Raw genomic sequence first — 18,971 nt, 5'->3', positions numbered from 1 at the left:
GCCCGCCCCGGCAGCGGGGTGTGAAGGTGGGGCGAGCGTCGGCGGGGTCTCACGGGGCCGCTGTGCGGCCGGTGGCCCGGGACCCGCGGGGGGACCCGAGCCGGGTGCGCGCGGGGCGCGGGGCCGCTACTGGAGGCCGGCGGCCTTGCAGGCGGCGGCGAACTCGGCGGTGCAGATCTCCTCGACCGTGTACAGCTTGTCCGCGATCACCGTGTCCTTGATGTTGGCCTTGGTGACCGACACCGGGGTCAGCAGCTGCGAGGGCACCTTGTCGCCGGAGCCGCTGGTCAGCTCGGTGGTGGCGAGGGACTTGATGTCCTTGCCCTCGAGCAGGTTGACCGCGAGCTGGGCGGCGGCGTCGGCCTCGGGCTTGAAGGCCTTGTAGACGGTGGAGGACTGGGTGCCGGCGACGATGCGCTGGATGCCCGCGAGCTCCGCGTCCTGGCCGGTCAGCGGAATGCCGCTGATCTTCGCGCCCTTGAGGGTGTTGGCGATGCCACCGGCCATGCCGTCGTTGGCGGCGTAGACGCCCGCGATCTTCTTCGCGCCGAGCTGCGTGATCGCGGCGGACATCTTCTGCGCGGCGACGGTGTCCTTCCACAGGCCGGACTGCTCGTAGGCGATCTTGACCTTGCCGTCGAGGGCCTTGTGGGCGCCTTCCTTGAACTGGCCGGCGTTCGGGTCGGCGTCGTCACCGTTGATCATGACGACGTTGGCCGAGGGGGTGGCCTTCGAGCCGAGCGCGGCGAGGAGGGCCTGGCCCTGGAGCTCGCCGACCTTGACGTTGTCGAAGGAGACGTACGCCGAGACCGGGCCCTGCGCGAGGCGGTCGTAGGCGACGACCTTGACGCCCTTGTCCACGGCGGACTTGATGGAGGACTTGATGGCGGCCGAGTCCTGCGCGGAGACGACGATCACCTTGACGCCCTTGGTGACCATGCTGCTCATCTGCTGGGCCTGCTTGGCCGGGTCGGCGGCGGCGTTCGCGTACTGCACGTCGCAGTCGGAGCAGAGCTCCTTGACCTTGGCCTCGAAGAGCGGCTTGTCGAACTTCTCGTAGCGCGCCGTGACGCTGTCGGGGAGCAGCAGGCCGATCGACTTGTTGTCGGAGCTGCTGCTGCCGGAGTCGTCGTCGCCCGCCTTGCCGCATGCGGCAATCGACAGGGCCATGGAGACGGCGGTGGCGCCGATCACGACTCTACGCATCGTTGCGTTCATTGGGGTGTGCCTCCCTGACAGGGCCGCAACGCTGCGGCCGAGGTGGCTGGAAGTCAACTCGGCCACGCGTGCGACGTCAAGAAGTAAATACTTAACGAGATGGCAACGGCGTCATTCGTTCTCTAAGTGAAGACAGGGGTGTTGGCCGAGAGCGTGCCGTCCAAAAGGGTTGAATCACCCATCTCGCCGAGTGCGAGAGCGAGCGCTCCGAGCACCTCCGCACGGCCCCCGAGTGCCCCCGGGAGAACGGTCAGTTGCCGTGCCGCACTGGGGATCGCGTAGCGGCCGACGGACTCTCTGATGGGCCCGAGCACCAGCTCCCCGGCCTCGGCGAGATCACCGCCCAGGACCACCCGGCTCGGGTTCAGCAGGTTGCAGAGGTTGGCGACTCCACTGCCGATGTGTCGGCCGACGTCGGCGATCACCCGACGGCAGCCCGGGTCTCCGTCCCTGGCCAGCCGCACGACTTTCTCCATGGTCAGGTCCGTGCCGTGGCTGGACTGCAGGAGCGGCAGCACGTAGCGCGCGGCCGTGAAGGTCTCCAGGCAGCCCCGGTTTCCGCAGCGGCAGACGGGGCCGGATTCATCGAGTGTAATATGCCCGATTTCTCCCGCGGTGCCGCCGGGGCCCCGGTAGATCTTCCCGTCGATCACCAGACCGGCTCCGACACCGCTCGCGACCTTGATGTAAGCAAGATCACGAACGCCTCTGCCGCTGCCCCAGACCAGTTCGCCGAGGGCGCCGAGATTGGCGTCGTTGTCCACGTGCACGGCCACGCCGAGCCGCCCCCGCAGCTCCTCGGCGGGCTTGGCGCCGATCCAGCCGGGCAGGATCGCGGACGAGCCGAGCGAGCCGGACTCCACGTCGATCGGCCCGGGAACCCCGAGGCCCACTCCGGCGATCTTCGAACGGCTCACCCCGGTGGCCTCGATCAGGCGGTTGACCAGCTGTTCCGCCCGGTCGAAGCCCTGCGCCGAGGAGGCGTCCACATCCAGCGGTTCGGACTCCTCGGCCAGCACCTGGTGGGCGAGGTTGCCCACGGCGACCCGTAGGTGGGTGTGCCCGAAATCCACGCCGATGACGATGCCGGCGTCCCCGCTCAGACTGACGCTGCGGGCCCTGCGGCCGCCCGCCGAGGTGGGCGTGACCTCGACGGTCCCGCGGTCCTTCAGCTCACGCACGATGTTGGACACGGTCGCCGCGGACAGGCCCGTCGTCCGGGCGATCTCCGCCTGCGTGAGGGACCCGGCCAGGCGCACGGCACGCACCACCCGCTCCAGGTTGGCTCGGTGCAGCGACGACTGCGACCCCGGAGTCTCCACGACGACCTCCTGCGCGCGGGACCGCTTCGATGAGGCCCCGTCTATGTCCAACTAGTGAACTCTAAGCTGAGCTGTTCGGGTTGCCTCCCGTCAAGAGGTTGAACACTAATCGCATTCATGCGCACACTGAACGGCGCCGTCCCCCGAGTCGGGAACGGCGCGCGTACGGGCGGCTGCGCAGTGCTACCGCGGCGTCCAAGTGATCAAGGGGAAGGACTACTTCAGCGCCCCCGCGGTCAGCCCCTGCACCACCTGCCGCTGGAAGACGACGTACGCGGCGAGCACCGGCAGCATCGCCATCACCAGGCCCGCGAAGAGACCCGACCAGTCACCCTTGTAGCCCTGGCTGACGGCCAGCTGGACCAGCCCCTGGGTGAGGACGCGCTTGTCCGGATCGGTGTTGAGGACCGTGGGGAGCATGTACTGGTTCCACTGGCCCAGGAAGTTGAAGATCCCCACGCTGATCAGGCCGGGCCTGGCCATCGGCAGCATGATCTGGAAGAACGTCCGGCTGTGCGAGGCGCCGTCGACGAAGGCCGCCTCCGCCACCGACGAGGGCAGCGTGCGGAAGAACGCCGTGAGGAAGAACACCGTGAACGGCAGCGAGTAGGCGATGTAGACCAGGATCAGGCCGTGGATCGTGTTCAGCAGGCCCATGTTGTTCACCACGTAGAACAGCGGGACCAGCGCGAGCATGATCGGGAAGCTCATGCCGCCGACGAACAGGTAGTAGACGAACCGGTTGCCGGGGAAGTCGAACCGGGCCAGGACGTACGCCGCCATCGAGCCGAGCACCAGGGTGCCGACGAGCGAACCCCCCACCACCAGCACGGTGTTGAGGAAGTAGTCGCCCATGTCGGCCTCGGTCCAGGCCCGCGACCAGTTGTCGAGGTGCAGCGTGTCGGGCAGCGACCAGGGCGAGCCGAAGATGGAGGCGTCGTCCTTGAAGGAGGTCATCACCGCCCACAGCAGCGGCAGCACGACCATCACCGCCCACAGGACGAGGATGCCGTGCGAGAAGGCGTTGAGGACCTGCCCCTCCCTCCGCGCCCGGGGCGGTGCGGCGGCCGGCGGAGCGTCCGTCTTCGTGACGGGGACGGGCGCCGGGGGTTCCGCGGTCTTCTCGAGGCTCATGATCAGTACTCCAGCCGTTCGCGCCGGCCCAGCCGCAGCACCAGCGCGGCGAAGGCCAGCGTCACGACGAGCAGGGCGACTCCGATGGTGGTGGCGTAGGCGGCCTGACCGTCGCGGAACGCCTTCTGGTACACGTACAGGACCATGACGGTGGTCGAGTAGTCGGGCCCGCCCGGGCCGGTCGTCATGATCTGGACGACCGCGAACGACTCCGCGCCGAGCGCGAGGATGCCCAGGTAGACCCAGCCGGACCGCACGGTGTCCCACAGCAGCGGCAGGGTGATGCGGAAGAACGTGGCGGCGCGGCCGGCTCCGTCGAGCAGCGCGGCCTCGTACAGGTCCACGGGGATCGACGCCATGCCCGCGGAGAACAGCACCACGAAGAAGCCGACCGTCGACCAGACGAGCACCGCCATCACGCACCACAGCGCGAGATCCGGATCGCCCAGCCACAACGGCTGCACGCCGTCCAGGCCGACCCCCCGCAGCAACGAGTTGAGGGCGCCGCTGTCGGGGTTGTAGGCGAAGGCGAACAACAGCGCCACGATGGCGATCGACAGCACCTGCGGGAAGAAATAGACGATCTTGTAGAAGGCCGATCCGCGCACACCGGAGACGACCGGTCCGCCCCTTCTCCGCCGTCCCCCGACATTGATCATGAAGGCGAGGAAGAGCGCCAGGCCGATCGTCACCAGCGGCAGCACGACCGCGAACGCCAGGCTGTGCCGCAGGGACTTCCAGAAGATGTCGTCGTCCAGCATCCTGCGGTAATTGTCCAGGCCGACCATCTCGAATTCGGGGCTCAGGCCGGTCCAGTCCGTGAACGAGTAGTAGATGGACTGGACGAACGGCCACACCACGAAAAGCGCGTACAGTCCCAGGGGCGGCGCCAGGAACCCCGCGATGAACCGGTACTTGCCGTGCTGCATCGCCACTCCGGTGTCGTGATGTCTGGCGTGATGGCGCCGGTCACTGGTGCTTGTAGTGCTTGATCGAGGAATCCTTGGCCGCCTCGTCGGCGTATCCCTGGATCTTCTTGATCGCCTCCGCCGGGGTGAGCCGGCCGGCCATCATCTCGCCGAGGCCGGAGACGCCGATCTTCTCCTTCTGCAATTGCACGTACCAGTCCTGGAGCCGCGGGTTCACCACGTTCCGGCCGGCCTTCTCCAGCGCGGCGACACCCGACTTCAGGCCGGGGGTGAGGGTGATGCCGTCGGTGCCGCCGTCGTACGCGGTCAGCGACTTGACCTTGGAGGTGAAGTTCTTCGAGGACGCCTCGCCGAGCATGATGCGCAGCTGCTCCATGCCGCCGGCCGGGTTCTTCGCCTTGGCCGGGACGACGAACGGCTCGCCGCCGGAGGCCCAGATGGTGCCGAACGGCAGCTTGTCGGAGCCGTCGAGGCCGGTCGGCGCGGAGACGGCGAGGCCGAAGTCGTCGGGGATGACGTTGGCCGACTCGTTCTCCACCCAGGAGCCGTTGGGGAGGAACAGGGCCTTGCCCTGGGCCCACGCGGTCTGCGACTGGATGTGGTCCAGGCCGGGCGTGCCCCGGAGGACGTAACCCTTCTTGTACAGCTCGTAGTAGGCGTCGAAGCAGGCCTTGACCGCCGGGTGCCTCCAGGCGTTCGGCTCCAGGTTGTCGATGGCGTCGAGGACCTCGCGGCCGCCGACCTTGCCGATCATCGGGTACAGCGAGAAGGGCAGGTAGTACGGGTACTTGCCCGCGTACGTCCAGGCCGCCATGCCCTTCTTCCTGGCCTTCTCGCAGACCGCGAGCATCTCGTCCCAGGTCTCGGGGTAGGCGGCGTCCAGCGAGTCCAGGGCCTTCTGCGAGTACCAGACGCCGTACACGGTGTAGGCGTAGTACATGATCCAGACCGGTTCGCCGTCGAACTGGCCCATCTCCACGATGCCGGGGCGCAGCGTGTCGCGGACCTTCTTCGCCGGGTCGTCGTAGGACGGCGCGTCCAGCAGCGCGGTGAGGTCGGCCAGTTGGCCCTTGCCGACCAGGACGCCCATGTCCATCTGCTCGGCGCCGGAGTTGTCGATGAGGTCCGGCGGGGTGCCCTGGTTGAACCGGGGCTGGAGGGTGGACTGGATCTTCTGGGTGGCCGAGAACTTCACCTCGGCCTTCGGGAAACGCTGTTCGTAGATCTTCACGGCGTCCTCGGCGTACTCCTTGCCGAAACCGCCGTCGAACAGGACGAATTCCATTCGGGTGGTGTCGTTCACGCCGAGCGGGTTCTTGTCGGTCTTCTTCCCGGCCGCGGCCTTGTCCTCGTCACCGCCGCCCCCGCTGCTGGCGCAGGCGGAGAGGAAACCCACCGCGGGGACGGAGATCAGTCCGAGCGCGGCCGATCTCCTGATCAGATCGCGGCGGCCGACGCCTTTCGCGCCGCGATTCCCGGTCGAACCGGTCGGCCCGGCCGAACCCGTCGCGTCAGTCGAACCAGTCGAACCAGTTGAACGAGTTGAATCAGCCGAATCGGACACAGAAGTGGATCCCATGCTCAAGTCCTCGCCTTCTCCAGGACTCAGGCGGTGAACCGGATCCTTCCCGGCACCGCGGTCGGGTCAAGCAGGGTCGTGCGGATCGGGTGAATCGCCGACAGGTATAGTCCACTTCCCGCCACCGGACAAGATCGAATGCAAGGTTGGCCATGGGTCTTTTCCGAGTTGAGACCTGACGGAAATACGAACCCGCCGCGGCCGTCCGGCCGGAAAATCGCCGGACACGAGCCCGTGACGGAGTTCCGGCGAACCGGGGACGGGAGGTCCGGGCGATCCGCGAAGGACCCGGGGCGGGAGGTCCGGGCGATCCGCGAAGGACCCGGGGCGGGAGGTCCGGGCGGTCCGCGGCGAGGCCGGACACGAGCCCGTGACGGAGTTCCGGCGAACCGGGGACGGGAGGTCCGGGCGATCCGCGAAGGGCCCGGGGCGGGAGGTCCGGGCGGTCCGCGTCGGCTCCGGGAAGGACGGCTCGGCGATCCGCGGCGAGGCCCGGCGGGACGCCCCGGACGGTCCGCGGCGAGGCCGGACGGGACGCCCCGCACGACCGGAGGCGGCCCGCGGCGCGGTGCGGCGCACGACCGGAGGCGGCCCGCGGCGCGGTGCGGCGCACGACCGGAGGCGGCCCGCGGCGCGGCGCGGCGCACGCGGCGCCCGTCCCGGCCACCGCGGAGGACTCCACCGCGGAGGACTCGGATGGCGCGCTCAACATCCTTGACATCACTTGCCACTTGGCCACCTACTGATTCCTGCGCATCGAAGAAGACAACGTTGTCCGGCGCAGGGAGGGTGCTCGCGGATGCAGCGCTTCGGAGCTCGGTCGAGGTGGATCCGATGGAGACGGGCGGTCGTGGGCACGGCCGCCCTGGTCATGGCGGCGGGCGCGCCGGGGGCGGCGGTCGCCCTGCCGGACCGGGTGCCGGTGCCCGACCGGGAGTTCGCCTCCTCCTTCGAGGAGGGTGAGCGGGCTCCCGACTGGCGGAGCACCGTCGAGTCGGTGCCGGGCGGCGGCAGACGGGCGTCGGGCGTCGACGGCGGCTACGGCGGCGGACTCCCCGGCGACGTGACGGACCGGGTCACCGGCGTCCGGGCGAGCGCCGAGAACACGGCCGGCGGCGAGGTGAAGGAGAACCTCGTCGACGGCGAGGCCGGCACCAAGTGGCTGGCCTTCGAGGCCACCGGCTGGGTGGAGTTCGACCTGCCCGAACCCGCGGCGGTCACCGCGTACGCGCTGACGTCCGCCAACGACGCCGCCGCACGCGACCCGGCGGACTGGACGTTGAAGGGTTCGGCGGACGGCGGCGACTGGACGACCGTCGACACCCGCTCCGGCGAGTCCTTCGACAGACGGTTGCAGACGAAGACGTACGCGCTCGGCGCGCCGGCCTCCTACCGGCACTTCCGGCTGGAGGTGACGAGGAACCACGGCGCCGGGATCCTCCAGCTCGCCGACGTGCGGTTCGGCACGGGCGGCGACGGCGACCCCGTGCCGCCGGACATGCAGACCGTCGTCGACCGGGGCCCGAGCGGGTCCCCCACCGCGAAGGCGCGGGCCGGCTTCACGGGGCTGCGGGCCCTGCGCTACGCCGGGCGCCACACCGCCGGCGGGCGCGGCTACTCGTACAACAAGGTCTTCGACGTGAACGTGCGGGTCGTCGCGCGCACCCGCCTGGCGTACCGCGTCTTCCCGGCGATGGCCGAGGGGGACCTGGACTACGCGGCGACGAACGTGTCGGTGGACCTGGCGTTCACGGACGGGACCTACCTGAGCGACCTCGGGGCGAGGGACCAGTACGGCTTCGCGCTGTCGCCCCGCGGGCAGGGCGCGGCCAGGTCGCTGTACGTCAACCAGTGGAACGACGTCGTCGCGGGGATCGGTGCGGTGGCGGCCGGGAAGACCGTCGACCGGATCCTCCTCGCCTACGACTCCCCCGGCGGGCCGGCGCGGTTCCGGGGCTGGGTGGACGACGTCGCGCTGCGCGCGGTCCCGCCCGAGGCCCCGAAGGCGCACCTGTCGGACTACGCGCTGACCACGCGCGGCACCCACTCCAGCGGGAGCTTCTCGCGGGGCAACACCTTCCCCGCGACCGCCGTGCCGCACGGCTTCAACTTCTGGACCCCGGTGACCGACGCCTCCAGCCTGGGCTGGCTCTACGACTACTCCCGCGCGAACAACGCCGACAACCTGCCGACGATCCAGGCGTTCAGCGCGAGTCACGAGCCCAGTCCGTGGATGGGCGACCGGCAGACGTTCCAGGTGATGCCGTCCGCGGCGGCCGGCGTCCCGGACACCGGGCGGACGGCGCGGACGCTGCCGTTCCGGCACGCGAACGAGACGGCCCGGCCGTACTCCTACGGGGTGCGGTTCGAGAACGGGCTGACGGCGGAGATGGCGCCGACCGACCACGCGGCGGCCCTGCGCTTCACCTACCCGGGCGACGACGCGAGCGTCGTCTTCGACAACGTCACCGACCAGGCCGGTCTCACGCTCGACACCGGCAGGGGCGTCGTCACCGGCTGGTCGGACGTCAAGTCGGGGCTCTCCACGGGCGCCACCCGGCTGTTCGTGTACGGCGAGTTCGACGCGCCGGTGACGGCGGGATCGTCGGACGGGGCGAAGGGGTACCTGCGGTTCGACGCGGGCGCCGACCGCACGGTCACCCTGCGGCTGGCGACCTCCCTGATCGGCGTCGACCAGGCCCGCGACAACCTGCGCCAGGAGATCCCGGAGGGGACCTCCTTCGAGACCGTCGAGCGGCGGGCCCAGCGGCAGTGGGACGAGCTGCTCGGCACGGTGGAGGTCGAGGGCGCCACCCCGGACCAGCTGACGACGCTGTACTCCAGCCTGTACCGGCTGTACCTGTATCCCAACTCCGGCTTCGAGAAGGTCGGTTCGACGTACAAGTATGCCTCGCCCTTCTCGCCGATGCCGGGCCCGGACACCCCGACGCACACCGGCGCGAAGATCGTGGACGGCAAGGTGTACGTCAACAACGGTTTCTGGGACACCTACCGGACGACCTGGCCGGCGTACTCGCTCCTGACGCCGGGCAGGGCGGCCGAGCTGGCCGACGGGTTCGTGCAGCAGTACAAGGACGGCGGCTGGACCTCGCGCTGGTCCTCCCCGGGGTACGCCGACCTGATGACCGGCACCTCGTCGGACGTCGCCTTCGCCGACGCGTACGTCAAGGGTGTCGGCCTGGACGCGGAGTCGGCGTACGACGCGGCGGTGAAGAACGCGACCGTCGTGCCGCCGTCGTCCGGCGTGGGCCGCAAGGGCATGGCGACCTCCCCCTTCCTCGGTTACACCGCCACCGACACCCACGAGGGCCTGTCCTGGGCCCTGGAGGGCTACCTCAACGACTTCGGGATCGCCCGGATGGGGCGGGAGCTGTTCAGGAGGACGGGTGAGCGGCGGTACGAGGAGGAGTCGGAGTACTTCCTCAACCGCGCGCAGGGCTACGTGCACCTGTTCGACGCGGAGGCCGGCTTCTTCCAGGGCCGGGACGCCGCGGGCGACCGGCGGGTGGAGTCGTCGGCCTACGACCCTCGTGTGTGGGGCCACGACTACACCGAGACCAACGGCTGGGGGTACGCCTTCACCGCCCCGCAGGACAGCCGGGGCCTGGCCAACCTCTACGGCGGCCGCGACGGCCTGGCGCACAAGCTCGACACCTACTTCACGACCCCGGAGACCGCCTCCCCCGAGTTCGTCGGCTCCTACGGCGGCGTCATCCACGAGATGACGGAGGCGCGGGACGTGCGGATGGGCATGTACGGGCACTCCAACCAGGTGGCCCACCACGCGATCTACATGTACGACGCGGCCGGGCAGCCCTGGAAGGCGCAGGCCAGGGTCCGCGAGGTGCTGGGGCGCCTGTACACCGGCAGCGCGATCGGGCAGGGCTACCACGGTGACGAGGACAACGGCGAGCAGTCGGCCTGGTACCTCTTCTCCGCGCTCGGCTTCTACCCGCTGGTGATGGGCGGCGGCGAGTACGCGGTCGGCTCCCCGCTGTTCACGAAGGCCACCGTGCACCTGGAGAACGGGAGGGACCTGGTGATCCGGGCGCCGCGCAACAGCGCCCGGAACGTCTACGTGCAGGGCCTCAGGGTCGACGGGCGGCCCTGGACGTCGACCTCGCTCCCCCACTCGCTGCTGGCGAAGGGCGCGGTCCTCGACTTCGACATGGGGCCGCGGCCCTCGGCGTGGGGCAGCGGGAAGGGCGCGGCCCCCGTGTCGATCACCGAGGACGACGAGGTGCCCACCCCGCGCACGGACGTGCTCGCCGGCGAGGGGCCCCTGTTCGACGACACGTCGGCGACGGGTGCCGAGGTGTCGGGCACGGTCGACCTGCCGGTCGGCGCCGCGGAGAAGGCCGTGCAGTACACGCTCACGTCCGCGAAGCACTCCGACGCGCCCACGGCCTGGACGCTCCAGGGCTCCTCCGACGGCGTGACGTGGACGGACCTGGACCGGCGCACCGCCGAGCCGTTCCGCTGGGACCGGCAGACCCGGGCGTTCTCGGTCCCCCGCCCGGCCTCGTACCGGCACTACCGGCTGGCCTTCGACGGCCGGGCGGCCGTCACGGAGGTCGAGTTGCTGTCCTGACCGCGGGCGGGTCCGGTGGGCGGTTCGCCGCCCACCGGACCGGAGACGACGCGGCGGGCGCGGGCGCGTGGAGGAAGGCGCGGGCGCGTGGAGGAGGGAGGGGGGAGGCGGGAGGGGGGAGGCGGGAGCGGTCCCGGCAGGTTCCGGTCCGCCGAGTGGGAGCGCTCCCACCTCACCCGTGGCGCACAGTAGCGTTGTCGGGCCGACGTGTAAACGGAATCGGCGGCGGTGGACGGAAGGGGAGGCCCGCATCGGCCTGCGGAGGGTTCGGGACGACCGGGCACGGGTGCGGTCCACCGGCCGGCGTCGCGGGCGGACCGCGGGTGGCCGGGGAGCGGCGGGGGTCAGGCCGGTTCCCCCCGGGGGTCCGGGGGTGTCGGCCCCGTGACGCGGTCGAGGAAGTCGCACACCCGGCGGACGGCCTGCGCCGAAGCGTGCTCGTCGTACGACGGGAGACTGCCGTCCGTGAACAGGTGCCTGTCGCCGGGATAGAGGAACAGCTCGGCGTCCGGCGCCGTCTCGACGAGCGCGCGGGCCGCGTCCACGTCGCCCTCCCCGGCGAAGAACGGATCGGCGTCCATGCCGTGGACCTGGACCGGGACGCCCCGGGGCCAGGCGCCACCGAACTCCGAGGCCGGGACGCACGCCTCGAGCAACAGCGCGCCCCGCGCGTTGGGACGGGTCTGGGCCAGCTTCTGCGCCGGCAGGACGCCCAGCGAGAACCCGAGGTAGACGAGTTCCGCGGGCAGCCCTTCGGCGGCGGCGGTCGCGCGCTCGGTGATCGTGCCGAACCCGGTGCTCGCGGCGTAGCCGATGCCCTCCTCGAGGCTGTCGAACACCCGGCCCTCGAACAGGTCGGGGACATGGGCGGTGTGTCCGGCCCGTCGCAGCTGCTCGGCGAACTCGCGGACTCCGTCGGTCAGTCCGTGCCCGTGATGGAAAACCAGCACCTCGGCCATGTCTCTCCCCTCGTGCCGCGGCGCCCGGACGGCGTCGCGGCACGAGTATGGCTCACGGCACCGACACCTGCGGTCCGCGGCCGGGCGCGGTCCGCGGCCGGGCAGCACCGGACCGGTGGTCGCGGGGCGGGGGTCCGGGCTTCGGGAGCGGCCGTGCGGCGGGCGCCGGGACGCGTCACGGCTGCCTCTCGTGGGCTGGCGCGCCGTACCAGCGCCACCGGGTGGGGCGGGGGCGGTCCGGGAGGTCCGTGCGGCCGGTGGCCCACAGCAGGGTGGGCCAGCGGGGGGTGTCCGCGGGGGCGTCCGGGAAGAGCCTGGCCAGTACCCGGTCGCACAGGGCGGCGTCGGGCGTCCAGGCGAGGCCGAGTCCCCCGGCGACGTCGTGCAGGTGCACCAGCGTCTCGACGACGCCCATCGCGGCGAAGCCCTCCGGGTCGGCCGCGCCGAAGACGTGGTGCGACCGTACCGTCGGCGGCGTGGTGCGCACGACGGCGGCGAGCAGTGCGCCGCACGCCTCCAGGACCTGCAGCAGGCCCGCCGGGCCGGCCGCGCGGTCGGCGAGGACGACGTTGGCCGGACCGCCCGGCCTCGCGCGGCTCCACACGAACGGCACGTGGGTGTCCGACGGCGGGTTGCGCGGGCCCAGTTGGGCGGCGTAGGAGAACAGGTCGTCGGCGAGGTGCTCGACGGTCTCCCAGCAGTCCCACTCCAGGCCGCCGGCCTTGGCGTCCCAGTCCGGCGCCTCCGCTCCCCGCAGGGTGTCCACGGCAAGCCGGACGGCGTACTCGACGTCGGCGGCGGTGACGGATCCACCGACCGCGGACGAACCGGTCGTGGGCGAACCGGTCGTGGGCGAACCGGTCGTGGACGAACCGGTCGTGGGCGAACCGGTCGTGGGCGAACCGGTCGTGGGCGAACCGGTGACGGATCCGTCGGTCGTGGAGGAGCCGGTGGTGGCGGAGCCGGCCGCGGACGAGCCGCTCGCCGGGGAGGTCTCAGGCATGCCCGGACCGTATCAACGGCTCCCGCGAGCGGCGTCGGGGGCGGCCGGCGCCCCGGGACGTCCGCGGCCGGGCACGGCGAAGGGCCGCACCCCCGTCACCGGGGGAACGGCCCTCGTACGCCTGCCGGACCGCCGTGCGGCCGGCCGGTTACTTGCGGATCAGGTTGCGCAGCACGTACTGCATGATGCCGCCGTTGCGGTAGTAGTCGGCCTCACCGGGGGTGTCGATGCGGACGACCGCGTCGAACTCGACGCCCGTGTCGGTGGTGACCTTGACCGTGCGCGGGGTGGTGCCGTTGTTCAGCTCCTCGACGCCGGTGAAGGAGAAGGTCTCCTCGCCGGTCAGGCCGAGGGTCGCGGCGGACCGGCCCTCGGGGAACTGGAGCGGCAGCACGCCCATGCCGATGAGGTTCGAGCGGTGGATGCGCTCGTACGACTCGGCGATGACGGCCTTGACGCCGAGGAGCGCGGTGCCCTTGGCGGCCCAGTCGCGGGACGAGCCGGAGCCGTACTCCTTGCCGGCCAGGACGACCAGCGGGATGCCCTGCTCGATGTAGTTGCGCGAGGCGTCGTAGATGAACGACACCGGCGCGTCGGGCTGGGTGAAGTCGCGGGTGTAGCCGCCTTCCGTACCCGGCGCGATCTGGTTGCGCAGGCGGATGTTGGCGAACGTGCCGCGGATCATGACCTCGTGGTTGCCCCGGCGCGAGCCGTAGGAGTTGAAGTCACGACGCTCCACACCGTGCTCGGTGAGGTACTTGCCCGCCGGGGTGTCGGCCTTGATGGCGCCGGCCGGGGAGATGTGGTCGGTGGTGACCGAGTCGCCCAGCTTGGCCAGGACGCGGGCGCCCGTGATGTCGGAGACCGGGGTGGTCTCCATCGTCATGCCCTCGAAGTACGGGGGCTTGCGCACGTAGGTCGACTCGGCGTCCCACTCGAAGGTGTTGCCGGTCGGGATCGGCAGCGCCTGCCACTGGGCGTCGCCCGCGAAGACGTCCTGGTAGGACTTGCTGAACATGTCCTCGCCGATGGCGTTGGCCACGACGTCGTTGACCTCGGCCTCGGAGGGCCAGATGTCCTTCAGGTGGACCGGGTTGCCGTCCTGGTCGACGCCCAGCGCGTCACGCGTGATGTCCACCTTCATGGAGCCCGCGATGGCGTACGCGACGACCAGCGGCGGGGAGGCCAGGTAGTTCATCTTGACGTCGGGGTTGATCCGGCCCTCGAAGTTCCGGTTGCCGGAGAGGACCGAGGTGACCGCGAGGTCGTGGTCGTTGACGGCCTTGGAGACCTCCTCCGGCAGCGGGCCGGAGTTGCCGATGCAGGTGGTGCAGCCGTAGCCGACGAGGTTGAAGCCGACCTTGTCGAGGTACGGGGTCAGGCCCGCCTTGTCGAAGTAGTCGGTGACGACCTTGGAACCCGGCGCGAGGGTGGTCTTGACCCAGGGCTTGCGGGTCAGGCCCTTCTCCACGGCCTTCTTCGCGACGAGCGCGGCGGCGACCATGACGTACGGGTTGGAGGTGTTGGTGCAGGAGGTGATGGCCGCGACCGTCACCGCACCGTGGTCGATCTCGTACGTCGAGCCGTCGGGGGCGGTCACGGTGACCGGGTGGGACGGGACGGCGGCACCGGTGCCCTCGGCGTGCTGCGGCGCGCCGGCGCCGTTCTCCTGGCTGCCGTAGGCCGGGGCGTCGGAGGCCGGGAAGGACTCGGCGCTCGCCTCGTCCACCGGGGAGGCGGCGGTGCCGGCCTGGACGGTGGGCACCTCGACGTAGTTGAGGACGTCCTTGGCGAACTGCTCGGCGGCGTCCGCGAGGACGATGCGGTCCTGCGGGCGCTTCGGGCCGGCGATCGAGGGGACGACGGTGGACAGGTCCAGCTCGAGCTTCTCGGAGAAGTCCGGCTCGGCCTTCGGGTCCAGCCAGAGGCCCTGCTCCTTGGCGTACGCCTCGACGAGCGCGAGCTGCTGCTCGGAACGGCCGGTGAGCTTCAGGTACTTGATGGTCTCGCCGTCGATCGGGAAGATCGCGGCGGTCGAGCCGAACTCCGGCGACATGTTGCCGATGGTGGCGCGGTTGGCGAGCGAGGTCGCGGCGACGCCCTCGCCGTAGAACTCGACGAACTTGCCGACGACACCGTGCTTGCGCAGCATCTCGGTGATGGTCAGCACGAGGTCGGTGGCGGTGGTGCCGGCCGGCAGCTCGCCGGTCAGCTTGAAGCCGACGACGCGCGGGATGAGCATGGAGACCGGCTGGCCGAGCATCGCGGCCTCGGCCTCGATGCCGCCGACGCCCCAGCCGAGGACGCCGAGGCCGTTGACCATGGTGGTGTGCGAGTCGGTGCCGACCAGGGTGTCGGGGTACGCCTGACCGTTGCGCACCATGACCGTGCGGGCCAGGTGCTCGATGTTCACCTGGTGGACGATGCCGGTGCCGGGCGGGACGACCTTGAAGTCGTCGAAGGCGGTCTGGCCCCAGCGCAGGAACTGGTAGCGCTCGCGGTTGCGGCCGTACTCCAGGTCGACGTTCTGCTTGAAGGCGTCGCTGGTGCCGAACTTGTCGGCGATGACGGAGTGGTCGATGACCATCTCGGCCGGGGAGAGCGGGTTGATCTTGTCCGGGTCGCCGCCCAGCTCCTTGACGGCCTCACGCATGGTGGCGAGGTCGACGACGCAGGGCACGCCGGTGAAGTCCTGCATGATCACGCGGGCCGGCGTGAACTGGATCTCCTGGGAGGGCTGGGCCTGCGAGTCCCAGGTGCCGAGGGCGCGGATGTGGTCGGCGGTGATGTTCGCGCCGTCCTCCGTGCGGAGCAGGTTCTCCAGCAGCACCTTCAGGCTGTAGGGAAGGCGCGCGGAGCCCTCGACCTTGTCCAGCCGGAAGATCTCGTACGACTCGTCGCCCACCTGCAGCGTGCTGCGGGCGTCGAAGCTGTTCGCCGACACGACAGTCTCCTTCATTGATGTGCGCGTACCACCGCATCCTGCCGTCACGCGGGCTCGACCGATCACTTAGGACAAGCTAAGTTAGGTCACCCTTACTCGGGTGGCGGCTGCGGTGCGCCTCGGCAGATATCTCGATGTCGAGATAACTCTAGTACATGGGGGCTGGTTGGTCATGCCCGGGCCCGCCGCGTCACGGAACCTTCCCGGGGGCGGGGGCGGTGATGTGGGCGAGGGCGGGGCGGGGCGGCGGAGCCGCGGGAGGGCGCTCCCGGACCCACGCCGGCCCGCTCCGATCCGCCCCGGCCCCACCCTGACCCGCCTCGGCCCGCTGCGACCCGGTCCGACCCGCCTGGGCCCCCTCCACCCCGACCCGCTCTGGCCCGCCTCGCCTCGACCCACCCCACCCCATCCCGACCCGACCCGACCCTTCCCGGCCCGCTCCGACCCGCCTCGGCCCGGTCCAACCCTCCCGGGCCCTCTTCACCCCACCCCGACCCGACCCTTCCCGGCCCGCCTCGGCCCGTCGGGCGCCCGACGGCGCGTCAGCCGACGGCGCGTCAGCACGGCGGCGTGGCGGCCATGACCCGGCCGGGCGGGGGTAGACGGAAGCGGAGCGTTCCCGGCGCACCCACCCGGCCCGGCACATCCGACGGACGCGACGGATGCGGCGGACGGGGCGGGCGCGACCTGCGCGACCGAACCGGTACCCCCGGCACCCCTCGGAGCGCTCCCGACGTACCGACGAGAAGGAGGCCCCGATGCCCCTCACCTTCCGCAAGAGCTTCCGCATCCTTCCGGGGGTGCGCCTGAACATCAACAAGCGCTCGTGGTCCATCACCACCGGCGGCGGCTCGCACGGCCCGCGCCACACCCACAGCAGCACCGGACGTCGTACGACATCGATGGATTTGCCCGGACCTTTCGGGTGGCGTCGTACGCGTACCGCCAAGCGGCGTTGACGGGGCGTCACCCGGACGGACCCCCCGAGAGGCGCGATCTCATATCTGAGATAACCTCAGCCTCATGGGAGACGACTACCTCGTACGCATCGGCAGGCTCATCCGTGACGCGCGGCAACACCGCGGCTGGACACAGGCGCAGCTGGCCGAGGCGCTCGGAACCAGTCAGAGCGCCGTCAACCGCATCGAGCGCGGGAACCAGAACATCAGCCTTGAGATGATCGCCCGAATCGGTGAAGCCCTGGACAGTGAGATCGTCTCACTGGGCTACGCCGGGCCGATGCACCTGCGCGTCGTGGGCGGCCGACGGCTGTCGGGCGCCATCGACGTGAAGACGAGCAAGAACGCGTGCGTGGCACTGCTGTGCGCCTCGCTGCTCAACCGGGGGCGCACGGTGCTGCGCCGGGTCGCCCGCATCGAGGAGGTCTACCGTCTCCTGGAGGTGCTGAACTCGATCGGCGTCCGCACGCGCTGGATCAACGAGGGCGTCGACCTGGAGATCGTGCCGCCGGCCGAGCTGGACATGGCGGCCATCGACGCCGAGGCCGCCGTGCGCACCCGCTCGATCATCATGTTCCTCGGCCCGCTGCTGCACCGCACGGAGCGCTTCATGCTGCCGTACGCCGGCGGCTGCGACCTCGGGACGCGGACCATCGAGCCGCACATGATCGCGCTGCGGCGGTTCGGGCTGGACATCGCCGCGACGGAGGGCCAGTACCACGCCGTCGTCGACCGGTCCGTCCGCCCGGACCGTCCGATCGTGCTGACCGAGCGCGGGGACACCGTCACCGAGAACGCGCTGCTGGCCGCCGCCCGGCACGACGGGGTGACCGTCATCCGCAACGCCTCCTCCAACTACATGGTCCAGGACCTCTGCTTCTTCCTGGAGGCGCTCGGCGTCGCGGTCGAGGGCATCGGCACCACCACGCTCACCGTGCACGGCGTGCCGGACATCGACGTCGACGTGGACTACTCCCCCTCCGAGGACCCGGTCGAGGCGATGAGCCTGCTGGCCGCCGCCGTCGTCACGGAGTCGGAGCTGACGGTGCGCCGGGTGCCGATCGAGTTCCTGGAGATCGAGCTGGCGGTCCTGGAGGAGATGGGCCTCGACCACGACCGCACGCCCGAGTACTTCGCGGACAACGGCCGTACCCGCCTGGTGGACCTGACCGTGCGGCCCTCCAAGCTGGAGGCGCCGATCGACAAGATCCACCCGATGCCGTTCCCCGGCCTGAACATCGACAACGTGCCGTTCTTCGCGGCCATCGCGGCCGTCGCCCAGGGCAAGACCCTCATCCACGACTGGGTCTACGACAACCGCGCGATCTACCTCACCGACCTCAACCGCCTCGGCGGCCGGCTCCAGCTCCTCGACCCGCACCGGGTCCTGGTGGAGGGCCCGACCCGCTGGCGCGCCGCCGAGATGATGTGCCCGCCGGCCCTGCGGCCCGCGGTGGTCGTCCTGCTGGCGATGATGGCGGCGGAGGGCACGTCGGTGCTGCGCAACGTGTACGTCATCAACCGCGGTTACGAGGACCTGGCCGAGCGCCTGAACTCGATCGGGGCGCAGATCGAGATCTTCCGGGACATCTGAAAGACCATCAGGTAATGGCTGGAGAAACCTCTCTGAACTGCGGCAATGCACACCGCCGGGAGGTGTGACGACACATCGTGGGACTTCTCTGGGACTTTGCGCCCGAGTCGGAGCACGACGCGGGTCACCGCTCTCGCAGGCGGCGGCCCGCGCCGTACAGGCCTGCGAACAGCGTGACCGGACCATGCGCCGGCCCGGCCGCGATGAGGTCGTGGACCGGGCTGGCATGGGCATGGATGCTCGGGGCTGCCGAGCGGGACGGCTGGGTCAGTCGGTCATGCTGACCGTCTTCCAGACGGTCATGGACTTGACGAGGCTGCCGCCGAGGTTGAAAGGGTGGAGTGACAGGAGGCGTTGGCGGTGCTACATCCTCGTCATGAGGTACGCGGATGGCGGCGGTCTGACCGCCGCGCGGGCCGGCAGAAGCCTGCGGCGGCGCTCGGTCCTTCCGGTCAACTCCAGTACTTCGTCGACTACTTCCGGCGTGATCTCCTCGGTGAGTACGCCGAGCCGGATCCGGTCGCCGAACTGCGGCTCCGACCGCCTTCGGGGACTTCGGGATGGCACCGGACGGACCGCCGTGGTGACGGCTGGGGCAGCAGCGATGGCAGACTGAGCCCCAACGGGGCTCCCTCGCAGGCAGTCGGATCTTGGTCGATCTCCTGTCCTACCGGGAGCCCCGTTGCCCTGTCCCGAGATCACCTGGCGCATCATCAGT

The 18,971-nt window shown here is 70.6% G+C and carries 12 protein-coding genes; 3 read left to right on the top strand and 9 right to left on the bottom strand.

What is annotated here, in order from left to right; genetic code table 11:
• Window positions 1-126: 126 nt before the first annotated feature.
• From ACF09K_RS21020 to ngcE, 5 genes are all read right to left on the bottom strand, one after another.
• Window positions 127-1,218, bottom strand: coding sequence for a sugar ABC transporter substrate-binding protein (locus tag ACF09K_RS21020; protein ID WP_392245600.1), 1,092 nt, complete (start codon window positions 1,216-1,218; stop codon window positions 127-129).
• 122 nt (window positions 1,219-1,340) lie between these two features.
• The gene (locus ACF09K_RS21015) at window positions 1,341-2,540 is read right to left on the bottom strand and encodes an ROK family protein (protein ID WP_392245598.1); all 1,200 of its coding nucleotides are present in this window, start codon (window positions 2,538-2,540) and stop codon (window positions 1,341-1,343) included.
• Between the two features lie 216 nt (window positions 2,541-2,756).
• The gene (locus ACF09K_RS21010) at window positions 2,757-3,674 is read right to left on the bottom strand and encodes a carbohydrate ABC transporter permease (protein ID WP_392245596.1); all 918 of its coding nucleotides are present in this window, start codon (window positions 3,672-3,674) and stop codon (window positions 2,757-2,759) included.
• 2 nt (window positions 3,675-3,676) lie between these two features.
• Window positions 3,677-4,603, bottom strand: a complete 927-nt coding sequence (locus tag ACF09K_RS21005) for a carbohydrate ABC transporter permease (RefSeq protein WP_392245594.1) — start codon at window positions 4,601-4,603, stop codon at window positions 3,677-3,679.
• Between the two features lie 40 nt (window positions 4,604-4,643).
• Window positions 4,644-6,182 (bottom strand): N-acetylglucosamine/diacetylchitobiose ABC transporter substrate-binding protein, encoded by a 1,539-nt coding sequence (ngcE, locus tag ACF09K_RS21000; protein WP_392245592.1) that lies wholly within the window; start codon window positions 6,180-6,182, stop codon window positions 4,644-4,646.
• Between the two features lie 871 nt (window positions 6,183-7,053).
• On the opposite strand from ngcE, the gene ACF09K_RS20995 reads away from it, so the two are divergent.
• Window positions 7,054-10,794 carry a GH92 family glycosyl hydrolase gene (locus ACF09K_RS20995; protein ID WP_392245995.1) on the top strand — a complete coding sequence of 1,247 codons (3,741 nt, stop codon included), beginning with the start codon at window positions 7,054-7,056 and terminating at the stop codon, window positions 10,792-10,794.
• A gap of 344 nt (window positions 10,795-11,138) precedes the next feature.
• On the opposite strand, the gene ACF09K_RS20990 is transcribed toward ACF09K_RS20995, so the two are convergent.
• The 3 genes from ACF09K_RS20990 to ACF09K_RS20980 all read right to left on the bottom strand — a co-directional run bounded on the left by ACF09K_RS20990 (window position 11,139) and on the right by ACF09K_RS20980 (window position 15,700).
• A complete protein-coding gene (locus ACF09K_RS20990; protein ID WP_392245591.1) occupies window positions 11,139-11,753 on the bottom strand; it encodes a dienelactone hydrolase family protein in 615 nt (204 codons plus the stop codon).
• 175 nt (window positions 11,754-11,928) lie between these two features.
• On the bottom strand, window positions 11,929-12,519 hold the full coding sequence (locus ACF09K_RS20985; RefSeq protein WP_392245994.1) for a hypothetical protein: 591 nt from the start codon (window positions 12,517-12,519) through the stop codon (window positions 11,929-11,931).
• Between the two features lie 385 nt (window positions 12,520-12,904).
• Window positions 12,905-15,700: an aconitate hydratase gene (locus tag ACF09K_RS20980; protein WP_392245589.1), complete on the bottom strand. Its 2,796-nt coding sequence runs from the start codon at window positions 15,698-15,700 to the stop codon at window positions 12,905-12,907.
• Between the two features lie 758 nt (window positions 15,701-16,458).
• Between ACF09K_RS20980 and ACF09K_RS20975 the strand changes: the two genes are divergently transcribed.
• Both ACF09K_RS20975 and ACF09K_RS20970 read left to right on the top strand, forming a co-directional pair.
• Entirely contained in the window at window positions 16,459-16,659 is a 201-nt protein-coding gene (locus ACF09K_RS20975) for a DUF4236 domain-containing protein (protein ID WP_363090398.1), read from the top strand.
• Between the two features lie 64 nt (window positions 16,660-16,723).
• Window positions 16,724-18,253: a helix-turn-helix domain-containing protein gene (locus tag ACF09K_RS20970; protein ID WP_392245587.1), complete on the top strand. Its 1,530-nt coding sequence runs from the start codon at window positions 16,724-16,726 to the stop codon at window positions 18,251-18,253.
• Window positions 18,254-18,616: 363 nt separating this feature from the next.
• Here ACF09K_RS20970 and ACF09K_RS20965 read toward each other — a convergent pair whose 3' ends face one another.
• Window positions 18,617-18,964 (bottom strand): transposase domain-containing protein, encoded by a 348-nt coding sequence (locus ACF09K_RS20965; protein WP_392245992.1) that lies wholly within the window; start codon window positions 18,962-18,964, stop codon window positions 18,617-18,619.
• Between the last annotated feature and the right edge of the window lie 7 nt (window positions 18,965-18,971).

It is taken from the genome of Streptomyces sp. NPDC014882 (assembly GCF_043081325.1).
Classification (GTDB): domain Bacteria; phylum Actinomycetota; class Actinomycetes; order Streptomycetales; family Streptomycetaceae; genus Streptomyces.
This window is presented reverse-complemented; position numbering and strand designations above follow the sequence as displayed.